The sequence below is a fragment of the Lysinibacillus sp. GW823-FHT06C08 genome (assembly GCF_058795135.1).
On record NZ_JBXAHN010000001.1, the window covers coordinates 241,690 to 265,179 of the forward strand.

The 23,490-nt window shown below is 38.4% G+C and carries 18 protein-coding genes and 1 riboswitch; of the genes, 15 read left to right on the forward strand and 3 right to left on the reverse strand.

What is annotated here, in order from left to right:
- The first annotated feature begins 66 nt into the window (after positions 1-66).
- The 3 genes from AC1Q6O_RS01170 to AC1Q6O_RS01180 all read left to right on the forward strand — a co-directional run bounded on the left by AC1Q6O_RS01170 (position 67) and on the right by AC1Q6O_RS01180 (position 7,326).
- The gene (locus AC1Q6O_RS01170) at positions 67-294 is read left to right on the forward strand and encodes a YuzB family protein (RefSeq protein WP_008179127.1); all 228 of its coding nucleotides are present in this window, start codon (positions 67-69) and stop codon (positions 292-294) included.
- Positions 295-477: 183 nt separating this feature from the next.
- Complete coding sequence (locus AC1Q6O_RS01175; RefSeq protein ID WP_008179126.1) at positions 478-1,785, forward strand: HD domain-containing protein; 1,308 nt, start codon at positions 478-480, stop codon at positions 1,783-1,785.
- Positions 1,786-2,157: 372 nt separating this feature from the next.
- The gene (locus AC1Q6O_RS01180) at positions 2,158-7,326 is read left to right on the forward strand and encodes a collagen binding domain-containing protein (protein WP_492400877.1); all 5,169 of its coding nucleotides are present in this window, start codon (positions 2,158-2,160) and stop codon (positions 7,324-7,326) included.
- 43 nt (positions 7,327-7,369) lie between these two features.
- On the opposite strand, the gene AC1Q6O_RS01185 is transcribed toward AC1Q6O_RS01180, so the two are convergent.
- Together AC1Q6O_RS01185 and thmT are read right to left on the reverse strand one after the other, a co-directional pair.
- Positions 7,370-8,032 carry a class A sortase gene (locus tag AC1Q6O_RS01185; protein ID WP_008179122.1) on the reverse strand — a complete coding sequence of 221 codons (663 nt, stop codon included), beginning with the start codon at positions 8,030-8,032 and terminating at the stop codon, positions 7,370-7,372.
- 89 nt (positions 8,033-8,121) lie between these two features.
- Positions 8,122-8,307 (reverse strand): 2-hydroxymuconate tautomerase, encoded by a 186-nt coding sequence (gene thmT / locus AC1Q6O_RS01190; protein WP_012292709.1) that lies wholly within the window; start codon positions 8,305-8,307, stop codon positions 8,122-8,124.
- Between the two features lie 145 nt (positions 8,308-8,452).
- Between thmT and AC1Q6O_RS01195 the strand changes: the two genes are divergently transcribed.
- Entirely contained in the window at positions 8,453-8,971 is a 519-nt protein-coding gene (locus AC1Q6O_RS01195) for a YwhD family protein (RefSeq protein ID WP_008179119.1), read from the forward strand.
- A 356-nt stretch (positions 8,972-9,327) separates the two neighbouring features.
- On the opposite strand, the gene AC1Q6O_RS01200 is transcribed toward AC1Q6O_RS01195, so the two are convergent.
- Positions 9,328-11,382, reverse strand: coding sequence for a transglycosylase domain-containing protein (locus AC1Q6O_RS01200; RefSeq protein ID WP_036122944.1), 2,055 nt, complete (start codon positions 11,380-11,382; stop codon positions 9,328-9,330).
- A gap of 320 nt (positions 11,383-11,702) precedes the next feature.
- Between AC1Q6O_RS01200 and speB the strand changes: the two genes are divergently transcribed.
- The 11 genes from speB to AC1Q6O_RS01255 all read left to right on the forward strand — a co-directional run bounded on the left by speB (position 11,703) and on the right by AC1Q6O_RS01255 (position 23,482).
- Positions 11,703-12,575: an agmatinase gene (gene speB / locus AC1Q6O_RS01205; protein WP_036122947.1), complete on the forward strand. Its 873-nt coding sequence runs from the start codon at positions 11,703-11,705 to the stop codon at positions 12,573-12,575.
- A 133-nt stretch (positions 12,576-12,708) separates the two neighbouring features.
- Positions 12,709-12,984 carry a hypothetical protein gene (locus AC1Q6O_RS01210; protein ID WP_089986049.1) on the forward strand — a complete coding sequence of 92 codons (276 nt, stop codon included), beginning with the start codon at positions 12,709-12,711 and terminating at the stop codon, positions 12,982-12,984.
- A 24-nt stretch (positions 12,985-13,008) separates the two neighbouring features.
- Entirely contained in the window at positions 13,009-13,641 is a 633-nt protein-coding gene (locus AC1Q6O_RS01215) for a YidC/Oxa1 family membrane protein insertase (RefSeq protein WP_089986050.1), read from the forward strand.
- A gap of 156 nt (positions 13,642-13,797) precedes the next feature.
- Positions 13,798-14,229 (forward strand): YwiB family protein, encoded by a 432-nt coding sequence (locus AC1Q6O_RS01220; RefSeq protein ID WP_008179055.1) that lies wholly within the window; start codon positions 13,798-13,800, stop codon positions 14,227-14,229.
- Positions 14,229-15,896 (forward strand): arginine--tRNA ligase, encoded by a 1,668-nt coding sequence (gene argS / locus AC1Q6O_RS01225; protein WP_239354297.1) that lies wholly within the window; start codon positions 14,229-14,231, stop codon positions 15,894-15,896. Before AC1Q6O_RS01220 ends, argS begins: the two co-directional genes overlap by 1 nt.
- Before the next feature lie 219 nt (positions 15,897-16,115).
- Positions 16,116-16,505: a MerR family transcriptional regulator gene (locus AC1Q6O_RS01230; RefSeq protein WP_089986052.1), complete on the forward strand. Its 390-nt coding sequence runs from the start codon at positions 16,116-16,118 to the stop codon at positions 16,503-16,505.
- A complete protein-coding gene (locus tag AC1Q6O_RS01235; protein WP_239354138.1) occupies positions 16,498-18,000 on the forward strand; it encodes a class I adenylate-forming enzyme family protein in 1,503 nt (500 codons plus the stop codon). Before AC1Q6O_RS01230 ends, AC1Q6O_RS01235 begins: the two co-directional genes overlap by 8 nt.
- A 1-nt stretch (position 18,001) precedes the next feature.
- Positions 18,002-19,669, forward strand: coding sequence for an acyl-CoA dehydrogenase family protein (locus tag AC1Q6O_RS01240; RefSeq protein ID WP_239354140.1), 1,668 nt, complete (start codon positions 18,002-18,004; stop codon positions 19,667-19,669).
- A gap of 59 nt (positions 19,670-19,728) precedes the next feature.
- Positions 19,729-19,911, forward strand: a riboswitch (cobalamin riboswitch).
- 144 nt (positions 19,912-20,055) lie between these two features.
- Positions 20,056-21,027, forward strand: a complete 972-nt coding sequence (locus tag AC1Q6O_RS01245; RefSeq protein WP_043990554.1) for an ABC transporter substrate-binding protein — start codon at positions 20,056-20,058, stop codon at positions 21,025-21,027.
- Positions 21,024-22,025 (forward strand): FecCD family ABC transporter permease, encoded by a 1,002-nt coding sequence (locus AC1Q6O_RS01250; protein WP_008179045.1) that lies wholly within the window; start codon positions 21,024-21,026, stop codon positions 22,023-22,025. The genes AC1Q6O_RS01245 and AC1Q6O_RS01250 overlap by 4 nt, the downstream gene beginning before the upstream one ends.
- Positions 22,022-23,482 carry an adenosylcobinamide amidohydrolase gene (locus AC1Q6O_RS01255; RefSeq protein ID WP_492400878.1) on the forward strand — a complete coding sequence of 487 codons (1,461 nt, stop codon included), beginning with the start codon at positions 22,022-22,024 and terminating at the stop codon, positions 23,480-23,482. Before AC1Q6O_RS01250 ends, AC1Q6O_RS01255 begins: the two co-directional genes overlap by 4 nt.
- Positions 23,483-23,490 lie beyond the last annotated feature (8 nt).

The window sequence follows — 23,490 nt, forward strand, 5'->3', positions numbered from 1 at the left end:
TCATACGTTCCATAGAGCGAGCGGTTTTTGTTTGAAAAATACTATATAGAAAGGGTTGTTGACAAGATGGCAAACGAGTTTAAAGTTTGCGATGAATGTCAGGCCGTTAACTTAAAAACGTTAATTCCAAAATTAAAGGAAATCGATCCTGATGCAACCATCGAAATTGGCTGTCATTCTTATTGTGGTCCAGGACGCAAAAAAACATTTACCTTCGTAAATAGCCGCCCTGTTGCTGCGTTAACAGAAGAAGAACTAATGGAAAAGGTTTTAACAAAATTAAAGAATAAGTAAAACAAAAAGCTGTCTCTACTTGGTTGGAGAAAGCTTTTTGTTCATTTATTCAATAGAAATTTAGAATAATTGTGATTATGATTGAAAAAGGTTGTTAGTATCTATAGAAAAAAGTGAATAAGTATGCTAGTCCTAGATTTATCGCATATAATAGAACTATAACAAAATGGGGGTGCTATACAAATGACATATGCAAACGCTAAATTACAAGAAGAAAAGGTATTTAAAGACCCTGTTCACCGTTATGTACATGTTCGAGACCAAGTGATATGGGATTTAGTAGGTACAAGAGAATTTCAGCGTTTACGTAGAATTCGTCAGCTTGGTACCACATTTTTAGTCTTTCATGGGGCGGAACACAGCCGCTTTAGCCATTCGCTTGGTGTTTATGAAATAGTACGCCGTATAGTGGATGATATCTTTGTTGGTCGTCCAGATTGGGATGAGGGTGAACGACTTTTAGTGCTATGTGCGGCACTCCTACATGATTTAGGACATGGGCCATTCTCACATGCATTTGAAAATGTCTTTGAGCTGGATCATGAATATTATACGAGAGAAATTTTATTGGGTGATACGGAAGTCAATGCTGTGTTGAAAAAAGTGGCAGCTGATTTTCCTGAAAAGGTATCACAAGTAATCGAAAAGACATATCCAAACAAACAAGTCATTAGCTTAATTTCAAGCCAAATTGATGCGGATCGTATGGATTATCTACAACGTGATGCTTATTTTACTGGCGTTAGTTATGGTCACTTTGATATGGAGCGGATTTTAAGAGTAATGCGTCCTCGAAAAAACCAAGTGGTCATAAAAGCTACTGGTATGCATGCAGTAGAAGATTATATTATGAGTCGCTATCAAATGTACTTACAAATTTACTTCCATCCTGTGTCACGAAGTGCAGAGGTGATTTTAAATAAAATTTTAAAACGAGTAAAACAATTGAGCTTGGAAGGCTATATATTTAAGCATGAACCTACACACTTCCTAGCATTTTTCCGTAACGCAATTACGCTCGAGGATTATCTTGCCTTAGATGAGAGTATTCTTTTTACATATTTTCAACTATGGATGCAAGAGGAAGATACTATTCTAAGTGATTTAAGTCGTCGCTTTGTTAATCGTAAGCTATTCCAATACATTGATTTAGATCCAGGAGTAGAGCTTGATAAATATCAAAAACTACAGGAACTTTTCAAAGAGGCAGACTTGAACCCAGACTATTATCTTGTTCATGATACAACGGCAGATCTGCCGTATGATTTTTACAGACCTGGTGAAGAGGAAGTGCGCGTGCCGATTTTCCTAGAAATGAAAAATGGTGAACTACGTGAGCTTTCACGTGAATCAATTATTGTTGATTCCATTTCAGGTCGGATGAAGCGTGACCATAAAATATATTTTCCTTTAGATTTTTTAGAAGATGATTCAACGCATTCAACCATTAAACAGAGAATATTAACTTTGTTGAGAAGAGACGGTAAATAAAATATGAAATAGAAAGCAGTAAACACGTTCAAAGGAGCGATGTTTACTGTTTTTTTTGTATGTTTAGATGATTGTTTAGAATCTGTTCAGTGCTTGTAGTTATAATGTATCAAAAATGATGAAAGGTGGTGATGTATGTTGTTTTATACGTCGCAAAAGTAATGCATCTAAAATGAAATACAGGAAAGTCTATAATTTGTTAATTCCTATGTCCTATGTTAGGATACAATTTGGCTTTTATTCACAAGAATGACAAGTTAATTTCAGGGAGGAGAGACACCATTGTTTGTGGCAGGCTTTAACTGAAAATGAAAGAAAGCTATCGTCGTAGTAAACAATCAAGCTCTCTATCTATTAGAAAAGAGGAGTGTCATGAGAAAAAAATTGAACATTGCTATGCTGACCATGTTGTTAGTGTTCCAAACACTACTCAGCCCACTGTCAGTATTTGCATCTGAAGACCTTTCGACACCACCAGTCGTGAATGACAATGGTTCGGATGATGAAATGGAAAAAAATCCATCTACACCAGTGAGCGATGACACAGATTTTTCAGAAGATAACATAGGTGAAGAAGAGCTTTCTACAACACCGCAAGAAAATGAAAACAAGGAGCAAGATCCTGAGGGCCAAGCTCCTGAAGAAGAAAAAGTGGATGATGAACCCGCTAAAACATTGCCAGTGGATAATTCACCATTGGTTCCTCAAGAAATTCCAGCTTCACTATTATCATTTGTAATGAAAATAGGTGAAAAAACAGTTGGAGCAGGTGAATTTGGTACAGAGTTAGATCCAAATACAACAGCTAGTTTCACGGTTAAATTTTCCGTGCCAATGCAAGATAGTCAAGCAGAAGCTTGGGGAGACGGGAGTTGGTTTGAATTCCAATTGCCGCAGTCGTTAATTGATTTTGACGGGGCATTCGCCGGTAGCAAAACAGTAAACGGTATCACATATAATTATGTAACTACGGATAATAAAGTTCGTGTAGAGTTAAGTGGTATGGAGCCCGGCTCAGGAAGCTCTCAACCAGAGGATTTAACCATTACATTCAATTCTGGTTTTAATAACCTTTCTGACGACATTGAGCAGGGTCTGGAAATTCCTGCAGCCACAGGCGGTAGTGAGATAATTAAAGTTAAATTTACTTTTTTACCTTCAACGAGCCACAAAAAGGTAAGTAAGGAGAAACTAGGGACTCCTACACCTGCAGCAAATGGTAACCATGAGATGGAATGGCAGGTATGGGTTAATGAAGCAGGTAAATTATTAAGTAATCCAACTTTAACAGACGAGCCAACATCTCATGAAATTATGGCTAATTCCGTAAATGTTTATCAATATGAGGTCGGTCTTAATGGTGTGAGAACAAGTACAGAAAACATTGTTCTGACAAATGGTAGTTGGAGCGATATTGAAAGTACGCTGACTGGTAAGTATGCCTATAAAATTACGTATAAAACGTCTGTAACATTAGAGGCGGATAAACGTGATGGTGTAGTTAACTTTAATAACAAGGTACTATTTACTAATGATGGACAAATAGAATCTTCTAATACGGCAACGCACACCATTACGTATGGAAAAGCGCTAGATAAAAAGTTAGATAAAAATACAAACTACGAAACAAAGTGGCATATTGATTACAATCATAATTTGTTAAGTATCGATCAAACTGATGCATATGTTATAGATACAATTAAAGGTCCTCACGAAATCGATGCATCAAGCATTAAGGTTTATAAAATGAATGATGCAGCTGGCAATGTGGCGACAACAGTTTCGGAAGCTAATAGAGTAACAAATGGATTTACTATTAATCCTACAACTGGAAATGCTAAAAGCTTTACATTAACCTTTGATAACGATATTTCAGATGCCTATACAATTGTGTATGATGCGAAATATAGTAAACAGGATTTTTATGAACATGAAGCAGGGCCGTTTAATAATAGTGTGACAAGCGGTTCAGGTAAAGAGAAGAATATAAACTATGTACTTACTGAAAACCTATTACAAAAATCATATACAGTTGATTTTGATAAAAAAGTAATTACATGGACAATCAACATTGTATCTGATAATCCAACTAAACCAATTAACAACCTAACACTAACAGATACATTTACAGCCGGTGCTGCAGATGGGGTGCATGAGTTAATAGATAACACTGTAAAGCTTAATGGTATAGCAACTTCTTATACTCTAATTGCCGGAGATAAGAAAAAAGGCTTTACAATTTCAGGTATTAACGTACCAGCAGGTAGTACATCAACTATCACTTATCAAACGAGCTTCGCAATTGGTGATGAGGGTACTGTACAAAAGCAAGGGTATGGAAATACAGCTGCTACAGAGTGGACAAGTGGCGGTAAATTATATGAAAAATCAGCTTCTGCGAGCTATATTCCACAATCAACTACTGTTAATAATGGCAGTAAATCGGGAACGTTCAACTACTCCACGCAGCAATTTACATGGGATGTAAAAGTGAATATCAATAAAAAGGATATTAATGGAGCTATTTTAATTGATACAGTTGGTGTGGGACATAAGTATTTACCGGGAACAATTGAAGTGTTACCTTTAACTAATTTAGGTGGTAGTGATACAGGCGGAACTATTGGTACTACACCGATTGACTCGAATAATTACACAATTTCAGCGGAAACAGATAAAGGCTTTACATTAACATTCAGTGATTCCTTATCAGGAGACATAAACTACCAAGCATATGTTGTTCGTTATAACACAATGGATGACGATCATATTTTAGGTATTGGTTCTGATACGTCTACTGATAGAGGGAATGTATATACGAATGATGCCACATTTAAAACAAAAGGTACGCAAGAATTTACGCTGGAATCAACGCCAGTAAAAATTGATGAGAATGTAGCGAACAATTTAGTGACAAAAAATAAACCACAACAAAACGCGAGTAAAGAAACAATTACTTGGACATTGGATGTGAATAAATCTCATTCTGATTTAGGTCAAAATGTCATCTTAACAGATTTACCAGGTAATAATTTAATGTTATTGGAAAGTAGTATTCTATTAGCACCATACACAGTATCTAAAACAGGTATTCAAAATGGATCTACCTGGAAAACACCTCTGCAATTAGGGGTAACTGTCAAGTTTGATACTCAAGGTGGCTTTAGCCTCGAATTCCCTGATTTAAATCGAAAAGGGTATCAAGTACAGTATAAAACAATAGGCTTTGGCCAAATCGGTGATGCATTAGAAAATACAGCAACATTGCATTATACGGGGCAAACAAAGGCTAATCAAAAAACTGAGAGTGACTATAAGGGTAAATTTAGCTTTAGTAGCTCTGAATCAGATTTTTCGTCAACACGAGGCAGTGCCAAATTCAAAAAAATTGGCATCGATTCAGCTACAGGTCAATTTAAAGAAAATTTAGCTGGTGTTGAATTCCAACTAATTAAAAAAACTGCAAAACCAAATGAATATATCATACAAACAGCTACTACAGATGCAAATGGTGAATTCACATTTGAAAATGTGCCGTACAATGACTATCTCATCCGTGAAGTAGCACCACCAACTGGTTATACTAAAATGTCTGATTTTAAATTTAAGTTAGATGAAAACACGACACTAAATAAGCAGCCAGACTTAATAACAAAACTTGTCAATACGACACCAATAGTTGGTGGTAGTTGTACACAATTCGAATTAGCGATTAAGGATATTGATGGTCATTCCATTACTACAGGTACAGTTACATTAAAGGATCCCAATGGTACAGAAACAGCACCATACAAAGTAACAAATGGCAATGTGACATTACCTAATTATTTTACTGCTGGTGAGTATACAGTAACTCATTCAGTTGAAGGTGAATTAGGAAAGGTAACAGTGAAATATGATGGTGGATGTAAAGCTGTAGTTCAACCAGTGCCAAAATGTGAAAACTACACAATTGTAGTGAAAGATGGTCAAGGTAATATTCGTACAAATATTTTAGAATTAACATTAAAACAAGGGACTACAGTAGTGACAAAGGTATCTCCTGACGCAGTAGGTAAGTTTATTGTTCATTCAAATGATCCTATTACTGGTGTAAAACCAGGTGAATACACAATATACGAGGGTAACCAATTTTTGGGTACAGTTACACTGACATACAAGAAAAACTGTGGTTATGAATTTACAATTATACAAGCACCAAAATGTGAAACGTTCGAACTAACGGTCAAAGATGTTGATGGAAAATTAATAGAAGATAAAACGAAAGTAACGATTAAAGATTTAGATGGCAAAACGGTAGCTACTGAAGAAACAAAAGACGGTAAAGTAGAATTAAAAGATTTAGAGCCAGGTGTTTATAGTGTATTTGATAAGGATGGTAATAAAATTGGGGAATTCTCCAGCAATATTAATTGCCAAGCAGAAGTTCAACAAACACCAGCCTGCGAGCGCTTTACTGTAGAGTTAAAGGATGAAAATAATGTCCTAATTAAGGCGGGGAAAGACGTTGTTATTAAAGATAAACAAGGTAACGTTATTTCAACAGTTCTAGAAGCGGATGGTAGTATGACATTTGTTTCTAAAGATGTACCCGCAGGTAAGTATGACGTTTATGACAATAAAGTTTATTTAGGAGAAATTGTAGTTTCTTACAAACAAATTTGTAAAGTAGACTTATCAATTGCCCCTGCGTGTCCAAACTTTACATTAACGATTAACAATATGTATGGTCAGCCTCGTGAAGGTGTCAAAGTAACATTCACAGATGAAGCTGGTGTAGTAATAGAAGAGAATGGTTCAACAGAATTTACAACAAATAATATAGGTCAAATTACTATAAGTAATTCATTAATTAGGCCTGGTAAATATATTGTCAAAGAGAATGGTATTACAATCCTTGGTACAGTAACAGTAGGTAATACGTGTGAGGCTAAAATTCAGCCTACACCACCTGTAACAAATCCAACTGATCCTGATAATCCCACATCAGAGCCAGGGCAGCCGGTTGATCCAAACAAACCAAATCCAGATCCAGAGAAGCCGATTGATCCAAACAAACCAAATCCGGATCCAGAGAAGCCAGTTGATCCAAACAAACCAAATCCGGATCCTGGGAAACCAGTTGGTCCTAATAAACCAAATCCAGATCCAAACAAACCAGTTGAACCAAATAAACCAAAACCAGATACTAACAAACCTACAACTCCTGGTAATGGTGGCACATCAGTACAAAATGTTATTGATCAAGGGAAACAATTACCACCGTATAATCCATCAAACGTAACTAAAGATACGTTGGATGCTTATAAAGATTTCCTGAAAAAATATAGTAAACTATCAAAAGATGAGCAGACTGAGGTGGCTCAAGCTATTGATATTAATAAAATCAAAGCGGATGCAGAGCGCTTAGAAGCACAGCTAAGAGCACAAGGTAAATTACCACAAACAGATGGAGCCAATCAAACAGCTCTTGTATTTGTTGGCTTACTTCTTGTAGCTGGGTCAATATGGTTCATGCGTCGCCGTACAACAGAGATATAATCAAAAAAGCGCCATCTTTTAGGGATGGCGCTTTTTGTGTGATTTAAAAGGTTCCTTTGGCATTTTCTAAAGAATAGCTTTGCACAAAATCTGCTTGTAAGGCGAGTCGTTTGGAGCCTTTTTCCGCGCAGGTAATTAAGGTTAACGTCGTCTGATTGGGGATATCATCCACGATGTAAACATCTGTTGCTGCAATGATTTTTTTAGTCGCTAATTGATACTCGTACACATTACTCATGTCTGTGACATAAATAATATCGCCAATTTGTGCTTGATAGAGGGGACTGAATAAAATATCTTTCTCTTCAAAATAATGACCTGCCAAAGCATAGTTTCCTTGACCGAGCTGCTGATTAGGCTTCATCGTACCCGCTCCAATAGCAAGAACAGCATTACCTACTCCCTTTAAAATAGGAAGCTGCATATGGACACTAGGCACGGCAATACTGCCGATAACAGGCATTTTGCTAGCCTTTATTTGCGCTTGGAGAACCTCGGCGATGGACAGTGATTGCACGGCTTCGAACTCAAAATCCGCATCTAGTTGGTTGTTCCTTTTAATATCGTCAGTGCTGTACTCTACTGCGTTGAATTGGTCACTCATACGTGCAATCAACACGTTTTGAATAGGTGTGATAAATATTAGTAACAAGCCGATGATAAGCACACATAGAAGTAAGGCCAGTTTAAGTTTATTCCTTTTCATTAATCTTTGATCACATCCTAGCGATAGTAACGAAATACTGAAACGTTTAAAAATGGGTAGAGCGTTAGGCGGCTCTACCCAAGTTCAATTTATTTATCACTCAAACGAACGCCAGCAACGCCGTAATGGTTTTTAGACATTTCTTCAATAAAAACTGTTACATTTTCTGCAGGTGCATTCACTGTGCGTGAAACGGCTTCTGTTACTTCTTTTACAAGGGCGCGTTTTTGTTCCTCTGTACGACCTTCAAGCATTTTAACTGTTACGTATGGCATAATATTGCCTCCTTTATAGAATAATGTTGTATAGTTAGTTTATAAGAAAGTAGTATAAACTTCTTACTTGCGTTGAGGCATACGTGCCATGATAATTGTGGCAATATGCTTCCTTTTATAATAGCAGAATGGAGGGTATTTAAGTATGGCAAATGAAGAAAAACCAAAACAAAAAATGGGCTTTACGATTATAAAAAATGATCCAACTGATGGACATAAGGGTTTTGGGATTGGCTCGCTTTCGTTAGAAAATGTATCGCCAGTCATTTTAGATGTGGAAGAGGGAACAGCATCTGTTGAGATTGGTGCTATGCATGCACGTAGCGATGTGGAACGCGGAATTAAATTTACAACGAATCGTGCTGATTCAGAGGGTGGAAAGCCATATTGGCTAGTATGGGTGACAATCGATCATAAAGAGGATGGACCTTACTATGCGGGAATAACAGCTTGTGAAATGGTAGTGAACCGTGAAAAACGCCGTGGCTATAAAATTTTGGCTGATCATGTGAATAAAATGGATAAATCCATGAAACGTCATATTATCGTAGAGCATATGGATACGCCGTCTAAAAAAGTGTTAGCTGCTTTCCTAGAACAACTTAATCCAGACCTGTGGGAGCGAAGTAGCGAGCAATTGCGTCAAGACTTATTTGTCGAATAGACCTTTAATGATTGAACAAACTGTGACATTTTGCAATCGTTTTCGATATTAGGTTGAAAGTGAGTTTGAAACAAAGTAAACTTGAGGCAGAGCTTACATTTTAGTAAGCTAGGACACTTGGTTTCGCGAAAGTTATGAGCGCTATGCGGCATTTGAACAACCCAAGCCAAATGCCCCATGATGCTCATACTTCGCTAACCATAAAAAGAAAAGCTTTCTGTTCCCACGGACACGTCTCCGGGGAAGAGAAAGCTTTTCTTATTTTTCGTATATCTATCTGTTACTTTGTCGAGAGCCTTCATAACTTAAAACGTATTAGGCTTAAAAAGGTTTCCGGATGATTGTTTGTTTATTTTTTAGTCTTTAAATATGGAGAACGGTAGCATATTCCAAAATTCTCCCCATGTATTACTGTCAAGAATGTCAAAGTTTGTACATTTCTCAGTTGGTACATCCTTAGATTCCATATAGACAAGTCGTTGTTTTGGACAAGCGTCAGTCGCTAATTTACCTGTTTCGATATCGATAACAACACCTTCAACAGCTTTTGGCTTTTTGAAATCTTCATTTTTTGTCCCTTTATTAACAGTCTCCATAAAGTCTATCCATATTTGCTTTGTCGCTGCAGTATCTTCTTTTGTCGTTAGGTTTTTCCCTTGGTCATAGCCGTTCCAGACACCAGCAGTTAGACTTGGTGTAAAACCGATAAGCCACTGGTCACTATTGGTAGACCCTGATTTTGCTGCATAAGTATGGGTCATGCGTGAGCGAATGCTTATTCCAGTTGCAGGTGAATAATCGCTGAAAACTGGGTCAAAAATACCTGTCATCATTTCTGTTAAGATAAATGCATTCTCTTTGGAAATAGCTGTCTCCGTTTTTTTCGTCACACCTTTGTTTTCATAAATGACGTCTCCATTAGCATTTTTTATGGATACAATTGCCGTCGGAGTCGTTTGCTGCCCTTGTGATGCTAAAACATTATAAGCATTTGTCATTTCATAAAGCGTAGTTTCGATCGTGCCAAGTGCAATTGATAAATTATCCTTTGCACCAATGCCTACATTAAAACGGTTCGCCATATCGTGAAATTCCTTGAAGCCAATGTCTTCTAAAGTCTTTACAGCATAAATATTATCCGAGATAGCAATAGCTTGCGCCATAGTCATATCGTGATCAGCAAACTGCCCATTTACATTTTTAGGGGCATACGTCCCTCGTCCATTATCATAGGTAAAAGTTGTTTCACCTACATCTAAAAAAGTAAGCGGAGTGTACCCATTTTCTAAAGCCGCCGCATATAAAATAGGCTTGATGGTAGACCCTGGCTGACGTTTTGCCTGTGTCACACGGTTAAATGAACTTACTGCATAGTCACGACCACCTACTAATGCTGTTACAGCACCTGTTTTAGATTCCATACTAACAAAGGCTGTTTGAAGATCATCAGCAGGCATGTTTTTTGCCACTGCTTCCTCGGCTGCTTTTTGATGTTCAAGATTCAAGGTCGTTTGAATCGTCCAGCCACCCTCACTAATATCCAAATTTTTTGATTTTAAAATTTCACTCGCTTCTTGCCAAGCAACATCTAGGAAATAAGGGGCAACAGATTTGGTTGCTACCCAACTGTCATTTTTCAATACAAGTTGTTCATTTTCTGCACGTGTTTTTTCTTCTTGTGAAATAGCTCCTTGATCTGCCATAAGCTTTAAAATAACATGTTGGCGATTTGTAGCTTTGTCCAAATTAGCAATTGGCGAATAGATACTTGGACCCTTTGGTACACCGGTTAACATGGCTGCCTCTGCTAGCGTTAAATCACGAGCAGACTTGCCAAAGTAAAATCGACTGGCCGCTTCAACCCCGTACATGCCATGACCGTAATAAACCGTATTTAAATAACCTTCTAATATTTCATCCTTATCATAAAAAACTTCTAATCTATAAGCATACAGAGCTTCATTTAATTTACGTGTCCAAGATTTCTCATGAGAAAGATAAAGGTTACGAGCATATTGCTGGGTAATTGTACTAGCTCCTTGTACCTTTCCTCCAGCTTTAATATCCACTAAAATCGCACCAGCAATACGTGAATAGTCAAAGCCACCATGTTTATAAAAATCTTTATCTTCAACAGCTACTACTGCTTCTTTTAAAAAAGGTGACATCTCATCGAGACCAACCCAATAACGTCTCTGATTTGTAAAGTGGTCTCCAATTTGGTTCTCATTTTCATCTAAGAAAATTGAGGCTTTCGGTACGGTTAAAGGCGGTGCACCAGCCACTTGAACATAGATGCGTAGTGCTACAAATGCTACGACAATTGCAGTTGCAAAGGCGACAAAATAAGTAAGTGATTTCCGTGTGCGCTTTACACGCTTTTGCTTTCGATGATAGCTTTTTCGTTTCATCCGACTTTCACCTCGTTTTCTCACAACTTCGAACTTAACGTTAGTATGTGTTCGAACATTCATCTTTAATCGAAATTCTACCTAAAAACTATTGCACTTTATTCAAAAACATCTATACTTTTTTTGTACTACTTGAAACGCTGGCATTCGACAAGAAAATCATACTTTGTAGATTTTAATCGAAATTTGCTAGAGGTTCCAATAATGTATACGAGGATAAAAGGATACAGGTTTCATTACAATCCTGTAAGCCATCATAGTCGGACTTTAAGATAAGTTGTTTTTCAAAATAATATTTTATTTATAACGGAGGTCTAGCAATGAGATTTGATGAAGCGTATTCAGGAAATGTATTTATAAAAAGTCATCCTACATATGAGGATGCTCAGGCAGTTATTTATGGTATGCCGATGGATTGGACAGTTAGTTACCGTCCAGGTTCACGATTCGGCCCACAACGTATCCGTGAGGTATCTATCGGTCTTGAAGAGTACAGCCCATATTTAGATCGTGAGCTTGAGGAAGTAAAGTATTTTGATGCAGGTGACATTCCACTACCATTTGGGAATGCACAACGTTCATTAGATGAAATTGAAAAATTTATTGAAAAATTACTAGCTGATGGCAAAATCCCTGTTGGTATGGGAGGAGAACATTTAGTGTCTTGGCCTGTCATGAAAGCAGTATCTGCTAAATATGATGACCTAGCTATCATACACTTTGATGCTCACACAGATTTACGAGTAGAGTATGAGGGAGAGCCACTATCACACTCAACACCAATTCGTAAAATTGCCGAACATATCGGACCTAAAAATGTATATTCATTTGGTATTCGTTCAGGAATGAAAGAGGAATTTGAATGGGCGAAGGAAAACGGTATGCATATTTCTAAATTTGAAGTACTAGAGCCGTTAAAGGAAGTTCTTCCAACGCTGGAGGGGCGTAATGTTTACGTAACGATCGATATTGACGTGTTAGATCCAGCTCATGCACCGGGAACTGGCACAGTTGATTGCGGTGGTATTACTGCGAAAGAATTACTAGCTTCCATTCATGCCATTGCAGCAAGCGGCGTAAATGTTGTAGGCTTTGATCTAGTGGAAGTAGCACCTATTTATGACACATCTGAAATGACAGCTAACACAGCTTCTAAGTTATTGCGTGAAATGATTTTAGGCTGGGTAAAATAATTATGATTAGATGGGGGTAGCTATGGCTAGCCCCATTTTTTTTAGTCGTTTCAAAAAAGTAAAGGTATTATTTGACTCAATATTCACAATACGAATATAATTTTTTGTATATAAAAAGGGAAGGAGGGGTATTGTGATTTGGTCTCTTCTCATGAATGATATATTTATTTTTATGAGTACAATGGAATATTTTTGGCTATTGGCTTCGTTCGTTTTAACAGTTCTCTGTGTTAATTTACAGCTATATTTCGCCAATAAATTCATGGTTCAAGACATACAAGATGAAGAAATTGAAGTAGATTATGACATCACTAATACTTGGACTCCACCTTTGCTAACGTGGTTCGTTCTCTGTATAAGAACGTCAGAAAACAATGAGGAAGAAAGTGTGTCTCCTAGTTTGATGTAAACTTTAAAACTAGGAGGAGAATCATTGTTTACTTTTTTAACGCAACCTATTATTTATTTCATTCATTTTATCCATTCTTTTACAGGAAGCTATGCAATAGGTGTTATTAGTATCACGATTGCAGTGAGAGCAATACTTATGCCGCTTTTTATTAAATCGGCCAAGCACCAAAAACATTCAAAAGATTTAATGACATCCATTAAACCTGAACTAGATGAGCTTACTGCTAAATTGAAGAATAGTCATGATGAATCTGAAAAAATAATGGTTCAACAAAAAATTCAAGAATTAACTTCAGATTCATTGAAAAGCTCATTATTAGGTTGTTTACCAATCATCATTCAATTGCCTGTGTTATTTTCACTGTACTATGCGATTAAGCTAGATACAGTGATTGCCAGTGAAAATTTCCTTTGGATGAATTTGGGCACAGTGGATATCGGGATTTCAATAATAGCTTGTGTCATCTACTTCATGCAAAGTTGGCTCTCGTTAGATAAAAATCAACCAATAAATATGAAGATTATGATGTTCATTAATCCCATCATGATCCTTATTTTTAGTTTGTTTAATCCAGCGATTATTCCAATATATTGGACAGTAAGTGCTTTATTATTAACGGTTCAGCAATTAATTATTAAAAAATGGTATAGATAAATTGCATAAATCCTCTCTTCATTAGAAGGGAGGATTTTTTTATTGCTCAATTATCCGTAGTAGTTGCGCTCTAGTTGACTTCTATCTTGAAAAAACAATGGTATTCATCCTATAATAAAAAGGTTATAGTAAAAGACTAAAAAGGGAGCGTCCGTTATGGCGAACGAAGTAAGATCGCAAGTAAACATTACGCTCATTTCTACGATTCGCCCAAGTGATGGAGAATCCGAAAGTTATGAAATGCGGCTCAAAGGGCAGCTACTTGAAAAAGCAGGAAGCTTGTATTTGAAATATGATGAGGTGCAGGAGGATAAAACCATCCGCACGACTATGAAGTTAGGCCATGAGAAGGCGCTTATTATGCGTGCTGGTGCTGTCAGTATGCGGTTACCACTGAACATAATTGAACAGCAAAAAGGGCATTATGAAGGTGAGTTTGGCTCCATGCCACTCGTTATCGATACGAAGAAAATGTCGTTTACGAACAGGGCAGTAAGCGGAGATTTCCATGTACAGTACGATTTACTAATGGGTGGGCAATCTGTTGGCAATTATACATTAGATATTACATTTACGGAGGTACAATGATGAACGCAGTAGAACAAGTACAACAGGCTATAAAAGCAGCGTTGGCTCAAGCCGTGAAAAAAGCAGGCTTAGTGGAGGCTGACACAGAATTAACAATTCACCTGGAAACACCAAAGGATAAAGCAAATGGTGACTATGCAACAAACATTGCTATGCAATTAACAAAGTTAGCGAAGAAGCCACCTCGTGCAATTGCGGAAGCTATTTTAGAAAATCTGGATACTGAAGGAACAGATATTGAGAAAATTGATATTGCTGGTCCTGGTTTCATGAATATCACAGTGCGTAAAGATTTCCTAACAGGGGTAGTTACACAGGTTATCGAGCAAGGCGCAGACTATGGTCGTTCAAATGCAGGCGCCGGGGAGAAGATTCAAATAGAGTTCGTTTCGGCTAACCCTACAGGAGATCTTCATTTAGGACATGCGCGTGGGGCATCTGTTGGAGATTCATTATGTAATGTATTAGATATGGCTGGCTACAGTGTCTCTCGTGAGTACTATATTAATGATGCAGGGAACCAAATTAATAACCTTGCATACTCATTAGAAGCACGTTATAAGCAGGCATTAGGAATGGATGCCGAAATGCCAGAAGACGGCTACCATGGCCCGGATATTATTGAAATTGCTGGCAAGCTAGCAAAAGAGCATGGTGATGCAATCCTAACTAAATCAGATGAAGAGCGTTTTGCATTCTTCCGTCAGCATGGTTTAGCGTTAGAATTAGATAAATTAAAAACAGACCTAGCAAACTTCCGTGTAAACTTTGATGTTTGGTATTCTGAAACGTCTTTATATGAAAACGGAAAAATTGAAGTGGCATTAGATAAATTAAAAGCAAATGGTCATGTGTTTGAAGAGGATGGCGCTACTTGGTTCCGCTCAACAACTTTTGGTGATGATAAAGACCGTGTATTAATTAAAAACGATGGTTCGTTCACATATTTAACGCCAGATATCGCCTATCATGAGGATAAAATCGTCCGTGGCTTTGATAAATTAATCAATATTTGGGGAGCAGACCATCACGGCTATATTCCACGTATGAAGGCTGCCATTCAAGCATTAGGCTATGATCGTGATACATTAGAAGTAGAAGTAATTCAAATGGTTCAGCTTTATAAAAACGGTGAAAAATTCAAAATGTCTAAACGTACAGGCAATGCGGTAACAATGCGCGAGCTTGTGGAAGAAGTTGGTTTAGATGCAGTTCGCTACTTCTTCGTAAAAACAGCAGGCGATTCTCATATGGACTTTGACCTTGACCTTGCCGTATCGCAATCTAATGAAAACCCAGTGTATTATGCACAATATGCACATGCACGTATTTCATCAATTTTACGCTCTGCCAATGAACAAGGTTTTGCTGCTACAAGTGAAAACCTAAACCTATTAACAGCTGAAAAGGAAATTGATTTATTGAAAAAAATAGGCGATTTCCCACAAGTGGTAGCTGACGCGGCTAAACATCGTACACCACACCGTATCGCAAATTATATTCAAGAAACAGCGGCTGCTTTCCATAGTTTCTATAATGCAGAAAAAGTATTAGATGCTTCAAACAAAGAGCTAACAGAAGCTCGCTTAGCATTAATTACTGCAGTTCGTACAACAATTGCTAATGCGCTTCGTTTAATCGGCGTGTCAGCACCAGAAAAAATGTAATAATCTATCTTAGCCCCTAACAGGAAAAGTGTTAGGGGTTTTTTTATGGATAGAAAGCAAGTTAACACATTAAATTATGGTAGTTAGTGATACGAGAGTAATGGCTAATCATTAAAATTTCTGCTTCGAACTATATTTTTCTGTTAATTCCGAAAATTTTGTTGAAGTTTACGTTAACGTCAATGGTATACTGTTGCCAATCAGGAGGGGGAGACGATTATGAAGACGATTCAAGAGGTGGCTAAGGAGTTCGATGTGTCCACACGTACAATTCGTTATTATGAGGAGCTTGGGCTTCTTTGTCCTCAACGTTCATCTACGAATCAACGAACCTTTTCGAAAAAAGAATCTGCGAAGCTCAAGCTTATTTTCAGAGGAAAGCGTTACGGCTTTTCACTGGAGGAGATCAAGGAAATGGTGTTACTTTTTGATTTTGATCGCTCAGGAATTCAGCAATTGGAGCGAACCGTTGAATACGGAGAGCAAAAGATTCAGGAGATTGATAGGAAAATAGCTGAGCTTACGCAAATGAGAAATGAATTACAACAAATGCATGGCATGTTTAATGAGAAATTAACGACTTTAAGGGGAGAGATGCACGATGAATAGTTCCGATTTATTAGCACGTAATGCCCGTAAGTATCCAACAAAGGAAGCCGTTATTTGTCATGGTAGAAGAGTGACCTATCATGATTTAGATGAGCAAGTGACCCGTTTTAGTCATGCATTATTAGAACAGGGTGTAAGGCAGGGAGATAAAGTTCTGATTTTTATGCCTAACGTTGTAGAGTTTGTCGTGAGCTATTTTGCTATTCAGCGAATGGGTGCTATTGTCGTCCCAGTCAATGCTAAGTTTACATTACAAGAAGTAGAGTATGTGGCACAGCATGCTGAGGCAAAGGTGATTATTGCACATGAAGCCATTTTTGCGGCAGTCCAGCATATTGCCGTAATCCCGTTAAAAATTAAAACAGGCCAACAAGTAGCAGGCTGGCTTCATTATGAAACAATGATTCAAAGTGCCAGTTCCCAAACGATTGAATGTCAGTTAAACGAAGATGATGCTTCGACCATTTTGTACACATCAGGTACGACTGGGAAACCAAAGGGCGTATTGTTTAGCTATCGTAATATTTTAACGGTTGCGCAAATGATTGCAGTTGAAATGGAGGTCAAGCCTGAAAGCCGTATATTGCTAATGATGCCATTAACTCATTCGGCTCCATTGCATTTATTTTTAATGGCAGGTGTATTTGTAGGCTCTACAAATGTGTTAACGCCAACTTTTACACCAGATTTATTAATGGATTCCATTGAACAGGAAAAAACGACTCATTTCTTTGGCGCACCTGTTGCTTATTTATTAACAGCACAGATGCCGAGATTGCAATCAGCTGATTTGTCCTCCATGAAATGGTGGGTATATGGAGGTGCACCTTTATCTGAAAACGAAGTTCGTTTCATTCAACAGTCATTCCACACAACTAATTTAACATGCGTATATGGATTAACAGAGGCGGGGCCAAGTGGATCATTGCTATTTGGCAAGGAGCATGAAGGAAAGGCTGGGAGTATTGGACAGCGAGCACCTTTAGGTACAGAGATACGTATTGTTAACGACAGTGGCGAAGATGTACCAGCAGGAGAAGTAGGGGAAATCGTTTTATTTGGTGAGGGTAATATGCTTGGCTACTACAGAGATGAAGCGGCAACCAATGCGGCCTTTATAGACAGTTGGTTAAAAACAGGTGATCTAGCTCGTAAGGATGAAGACGGCTTTATTTGGATTGTTGATCGAAAAAAAGATGTGATTATTTCGGGAGGAGTCAATATTTATCCGAAAGAAATTGAAGATTGCCTTTTAAGCTTTGAGGGGATATTTGAAGCGGCAGTGGTTGGTGTTCCACATCCACAATGGGGAGAGACAGTGAAGGCTGTTTATTCCGCTAAACAGGATATTGATGAAGAGGCTCTAAAAGATTATTTAGAGGGGCAGCTTGCTAAGTATAAAATACCGCGAATTTTCGAAAAAGTGGAAGCGCTACCAAGGAATGCGTCAGGCAAAATTTTAAAACAATCTTTGAAAGGACAAGAGGTGAGATAGCATGAAAGTTTTACAACAGGAAATAGCAGGCACAAGCAATTTCTTTACAGATGATGATACGCTTCAAAAAGTGTTGGAAATGATGCTCGATAAAGAATTTTCATCTTATGCGCATCGGGAATTGACGGACTTTGGTGAGCTATGTGCGGGTGCAATAGATGTGAGGGCGAAACATACTGATCGACAAGGAGAGCCTCGCCTTCAAAGGTATAATGCCTATGGCGAAGAGGTTTCAGAGGTATGGGTCAATGACGGCTACAAAAAAACAATTGAGGAGACATATAATACGGGGATTGTTGGCTATGTGCATAAAGATATTCCCCAACTAGGTCACAAAGGGAATTATGTCTATAGTTTTGCGCAAGGTTATTTACTGTCACATGCGGAGCCCGGTTTTTATTGCCCTGTGACGTTAACGATGGCTACTGCCTATTTATTAGACCATTATGCAGAGGAAGGAGTTAAGCAGCGCTTCTTACCGCATGTTTGTGCAACAGGCGATATGGAGCTATATGAGGGAGCGACATTTTTAACAGAGCGACAAGGAGGCTCAGATGTTGGTGCGAATGTAGTAGAAGCAAAACTTGTGGGGAATGAATACCGCCTCTATGGTGAAAAGTATTTCGCCTCCAATGCAGGGATGTGTGGGGTTGCAATGGTATTGGCACGAATAGAGGGTGCACAAGCAGGCTCTAAAGGATTAACTCTATTTGCAGTTCCATGGCGTAATGAAGATGGATCGGCTAACCAACTTCGTATTCGACGACTAAAAGATAAATTAGGTGTGAAAGCCGTTCCATCTGGTGAGGTTGAGTTTGATGGAGCACTCGCTTATGTAGTTGGTGATCAAAATAAAGGGATTTATTATATGCTGGAGGCGCTTAATTTATCAAGAATTTGTAATGCTGTGGCATCCATTGGTATTATGCGCCGTGGCTTCTTAGAGGCGAAGCATTATGTGTCAAATCGATATACCTTTGGTAAACCTTTAACACAGTATCCTATGATCCAGGATACATTGGGTAAATATGCCGCTAAGCTGCATGTAGAAGTAGCCACGATTTTTGATCTTATTCAATTATACGATAAAGTGACAGGTGGTCAGGGAACAGAGCAAGACATCATCATGAACCGTTTATATATTGCCATTATGAAAAAGGAAACGGCAGAGCAGGCGGTCCATTATGCAAGTGAAGCAATTGAGCTACATGGCGGGAATGGCTATATTGAGGACTTTGTAACACCACGCTTACTGAGAGATGCGCAAGTGCTGACGGTATGGGAGGGTACGGCTAATATACTAGCTTTGGAGCTTATTCGCTTAGTGGATAAATACAGGGCACATGAATTGTTTGTTCAAGAGATGAGCAAGCGATTAGAAGTATTAACAGACCATTCATTAGTGAAAATCGTTCAAGAGCAATTAACTAAACTATTGGCAACCTTACAAATTTTTAGTACTCTCGATGAAGCGACAAAAACGTTTGAAGCAAAGGATGTTGCCAAAAAAATGGCTCAATTATATGAAAGTGTCATAGCCGTTGAGTGGGCACAAAAGTTTGGTGGGAAATATGATAAACTAGCGGATGTTTATTTAGAGCAAACTTGGTCATTACGAACGATCGGTGCTCCGATGAAAACCGTACAGTATTTTGCTGAAATCGTCTAATAACCTTTGGAGTCGCCTTGATATAGAGGCGACTTTTTTTAATTTCATGTATAATAAAATCAACTGAATATTATAAAGGTTCTTTACTTAAGTAAAGTGAAAAGGGAAATCGGTGTAATTCCGATGCGGTCCCGCCACTGTAAGTGTGAGTTTTTTCAAATGATGCCACTGAAGATTTCGGGAAGGCTTGAAAAAACGTACTGAGCACAAGCCAGGAGACCTGCCTTTATAGCATAGACATGACAGCCTACGAGGATAGGATGGTGGATTTTGTATCAGTTTTTTGGTGCGATTTTGACCCCTCATCATTCGAAGATGAGGGGTCTTATTTTGATGGAGGAATACTTCTAACACATGAACGCACAAATCAACGAAGGAGGATTCACATGAAGAAATTTTGGAAAATAGGGGTATCGGCATTTTTAACGATAGGGTTGCTAGCAGCTTGTGGACAAGAGGCGCAAAAAGACAATTCCACACCTACAGAAGAGCAAACACAACAAGAAACATCTAAGGCGGAAGAAGCAACATTCCCTATGACTATAACGGATGCTATTGGGAAGGATATTACACTAGAGGCTCCTCCTAAGAAAATAGTGTCACTTATTCCAAGTAATACGGAAATATTGTTTGGCCTAGGTTTAAAGGATGAAATCGTAGGGGTTACAGACAACGACGATTATCCACCAGAGGTAGTTGAAAAGGATAAGGTTGGTGGCATGGAGTACAATATTGAACAAATTATTGCCTTAAAGCCAGATATCGTTTTTGCACATGAATCTAGCATGTCTCTTTCGGAATCAGCCATAGCACAGCTAGAATCTGCGGGCGTGAAAGTATTTGTTGTAAAAAATGCCCAAGATTTTAATGAAACCTATACAACGATTGAACAGCTTGGGCGTGCTACAGGGAAATTACCAGAAGCTGAAAAAATCATTGCTGACATGAAGGCGAAAGTGGAAGAGGTTCAGGGGAAAGTGAAAGACGTTGAACCTAAGAACGTTTTTGTAGAAGCCTCTGATGAACCTAATATTTATACAGCTGGTCAAGGCACATTTATGAACGCAATGCTGGAGATGATCCATGCAAAAAATGTAGCAGCAGACGGTGATAATTGGTATGAAATTGGTGCAGAACAAATTATCACAAAAAATCCAGATGTCATCGTGGTGACATATAGTTATGTACCTGATATTTTAACAAAAATACCAAAGCGTGCTGGTTTCGATACAATTAATGCAGTAAAAAATAATGCTATTGTGCAAGTAGATGAAAGCACAACAAGCCGTCAGGGACCACGTTTAGCGGATGGCCTTGAGGAATTAGCAAAAGCTATCTACCCTGAGGTATTTAAGTGAAAAAAATAGCAACAGCCTATGTATTAACATGTACGCTTCTTATCATTAGCATCTGGTGTGGCGTAGCTATAGGCTCTGTTCATATTCCGATAGAAGTGCTGTGGAATCAGTCAGTTGATGAAACAGCTGCCAATATCTTTTGGAAAATTCGGTTGCCCCGTGTGCTTTTAGCGGGGCTAGTAGGAGCTTCTCTCGCCATTGCGGGAGCGGCTTTCCAAGGCTTGCTCAAAAATCCATTAGCAGATCCATATACATTAGGTATTTCATCTGGTGCTTCTGTCGGCGCAGTCATGACAATTTTTTTTAATATTTCTATACCTGTTGTAGGCTTGTATGCCTTACCTACCTTTAGCATGATAGGCGCAATTATTACAATGGTGATTGTGATGAGCTTTGCTAGAGTAGTAGACCGTTCTTTAAAGATGGAAACACTGATTTTAACAGGAGTTATCTTTAGTTCATTTTTAGGATCGTTAATCTCGTTAATGATTGCTTTATCGGGAGAGGAGCTACGCCAAGTAATCGGCTGGCTACTCGGTTCTGTTTCTATGCGTGGTTGGCCATATGTTCAAATGATTATTCCATTTGTCATTGTTGGTTCCCTTATGCTGTGGACTCAGAGACGTGAGCTTAATGTTCTGTTATATGGGGAAGAAAGAGCGAAGCATTTAGGTGTCAATGTAAAGAAAAGTAAGTATTTGATTTTAGTAGGTGGCTCCATGCTAACTGGAGCAGCAGTTGCTGTTTCAGGCACAATTGGCTTTGTAGGGTTAGTTGTACCACATATGACAAGAATGATTTGGGGCTCTGATCACCGTCATTTACTCCCATTATCATTTTTTAATGGGGCAACATTACTTATTATTTGTGATTTAGTTGCAAGAACCATCATCTTGCCAAGGGAACTGCCCATTGGTGTCATTACGGCATTTATTGGAGCGCCTGTTTTTTCCTATATTTTTTATAAGCAACGAAGAGGCAAGGGGGTACGGGCGTGATTGTTGTTGAACATCTATCAGGTGGTTATGAAGACGTACCGATCGTCAAGGATATAAGCTTTACAGTTGAAAAAGGAAAGATTCTTGGCATTTTAGGGCCAAATGGTAGTGGGAAATCAACATTATTAAAGGTAATGAGTGGTATTCTACCAGCAGTTGAGGGCACGATTTCTATTGATGGACAAAGCATTCTTTCCTACAATGCCCGTGCTTTAGCAAAAAAAATGGCTGTTTTACCACAGCTCCATGCGAATGCTTTTTCAAACAGTGTTAGAGAGGCTATTTCGCTTGGACGTTATCCACATCAATCAGGTTTTTTTTCAAGTTGGTCTGAGCAAGATGAGCAAGCGGTTCAACATGCAATGCTACAAACAGGCATAAAACGTTATGAGCATACACCGATGGAATTTTTATCGGGTGGCGAACAGCAAAGAGTTTTTGTTGCACAGGCCCTTGCTCAAACTGCGGAAATTTTACTGCTAGATGAGCCGACAAATCATTTAGACATTGCCCATCAGCGGCAAATTTTAGATATGGTGCGGAAGGAAGCTGTAGAGTGTGGTTTAACGGTAGTGATGGTATTACATGATATGAATTTAGCCTCTCTCTATTGTGATGAATTATTGCTCATGGAAAGTGGACAAATGAGAGCTTTTGGGGCACCACATGAAGTATTAATTGCTTCTCAGATAGAAGAAATTTATCAAGCACGAGTAGCTACTTATGCTCATCCAGAAATACCTAAACCACAAATTACGATGATGCCTGCAGCAAGCGACTATCAACAGCGCGCTGTAATAAAAAAAGAACATTTTATAATAACGGAACAGTTTATTCAGCTCCAGTCAGAGATTCCTATAAAAACTGTATCCTCTGCTGTCCATAACCCTGGAATTGGGTGGCATAATTGCTTGTTAAACCGCTCTGTTCCTAGTGATTATGTGATTAGTGATGTAAAGAGAGAGGTTAATGAATTTTTGCAAAGAGGCCATTTTTCGCCTACGAATACAGTTGTCATGCTGACAGCAGTGCCAACAGCTCTTGTGGCGATCAATGAGTTACCTGCACCATTTGGCAGTGTGATAGTAGCTGTTACTGCTGGTGTAAGGAATGCAGTAGATGTATCTCGTGTGCACGAAAGGCAGGATGAACCATATATTGGTACTATTAATACATGGGTAATTATCAACGGCTGTTTATCGGAGGAAGCATTTTTTCAGGCCATGATGACAGCTACAGAAGCGAAAACGAAGGCTATGCAATCAGAAAATATTCGTGATGAGCGTAGTGGAACAATTGCTACAGGTACTGCTACAGATAGCCTTTTAATTGCAGCAACTCAAAAAGGGACAGAAATGTTATATGGTGGTCCCATTACGGAAGTTGGTAAAATGATTGCAAAGGGTGTTTTTGAAACTACGGTTCAGGCTATCAGAAATTACAAAAATCAATTTTAGGAGATGAG

Bases quoted from the DNA above. Each gene is read 5' to 3' on its own strand.
- AC1Q6O_RS01240 (WP_239354140.1), top strand. From the start codon at position 18,002: ATGAAAGTTTTACAACAGGAAATAGCAGGCACAAGCAATTTCTTTACA.
- AC1Q6O_RS01245 (WP_043990554.1), top strand. From the start codon at position 20,056: ATGAAGAAATTTTGGAAAATAGGGGTATCGGCATTTTTAACGATAGGG.
- AC1Q6O_RS01175 (WP_008179126.1), top strand. From the start codon at position 478: ATGACATATGCAAACGCTAAATTACAAGAAGAAAAGGTATTTAAAGAC.
- AC1Q6O_RS01235 (WP_239354138.1), top strand. From the start codon at position 16,498: ATGAATAGTTCCGATTTATTAGCACGTAATGCCCGTAAGTATCCAACA.
- AC1Q6O_RS01230 (WP_089986052.1), top strand. From the start codon at position 16,116: ATGAAGACGATTCAAGAGGTGGCTAAGGAGTTCGATGTGTCCACACGT.
- AC1Q6O_RS01170 (WP_008179127.1), top strand. From the start codon at position 67: ATGGCAAACGAGTTTAAAGTTTGCGATGAATGTCAGGCCGTTAACTTA.
- AC1Q6O_RS01185 (WP_008179122.1), bottom strand. From the start codon at position 8,032: ATGAAAAGGAATAAACTTAAACTGGCCTTACTTCTATGTGTGCTTATC.
- speB (WP_036122947.1), top strand. From the start codon at position 11,703: ATGAGATTTGATGAAGCGTATTCAGGAAATGTATTTATAAAAAGTCAT.
- AC1Q6O_RS01200 (WP_036122944.1), bottom strand. From the start codon at position 11,382: ATGAAACGAAAAAGCTATCATCGAAAGCAAAAGCGTGTAAAGCGCACA.
- AC1Q6O_RS01220 (WP_008179055.1), top strand. From the start codon at position 13,798: ATGGCGAACGAAGTAAGATCGCAAGTAAACATTACGCTCATTTCTACG.
- thmT (WP_012292709.1), bottom strand. From the start codon at position 8,307: ATGCCATACGTAACAGTTAAAATGCTTGAAGGTCGTACAGAGGAACAA.
- argS (WP_239354297.1), top strand. From the start codon at position 14,229: ATGAACGCAGTAGAACAAGTACAACAGGCTATAAAAGCAGCGTTGGCT.
- AC1Q6O_RS01195 (WP_008179119.1), top strand. From the start codon at position 8,453: ATGGCAAATGAAGAAAAACCAAAACAAAAAATGGGCTTTACGATTATA.
- AC1Q6O_RS01180 (WP_492400877.1), top strand. From the start codon at position 2,158: ATGAGAAAAAAATTGAACATTGCTATGCTGACCATGTTGTTAGTGTTC.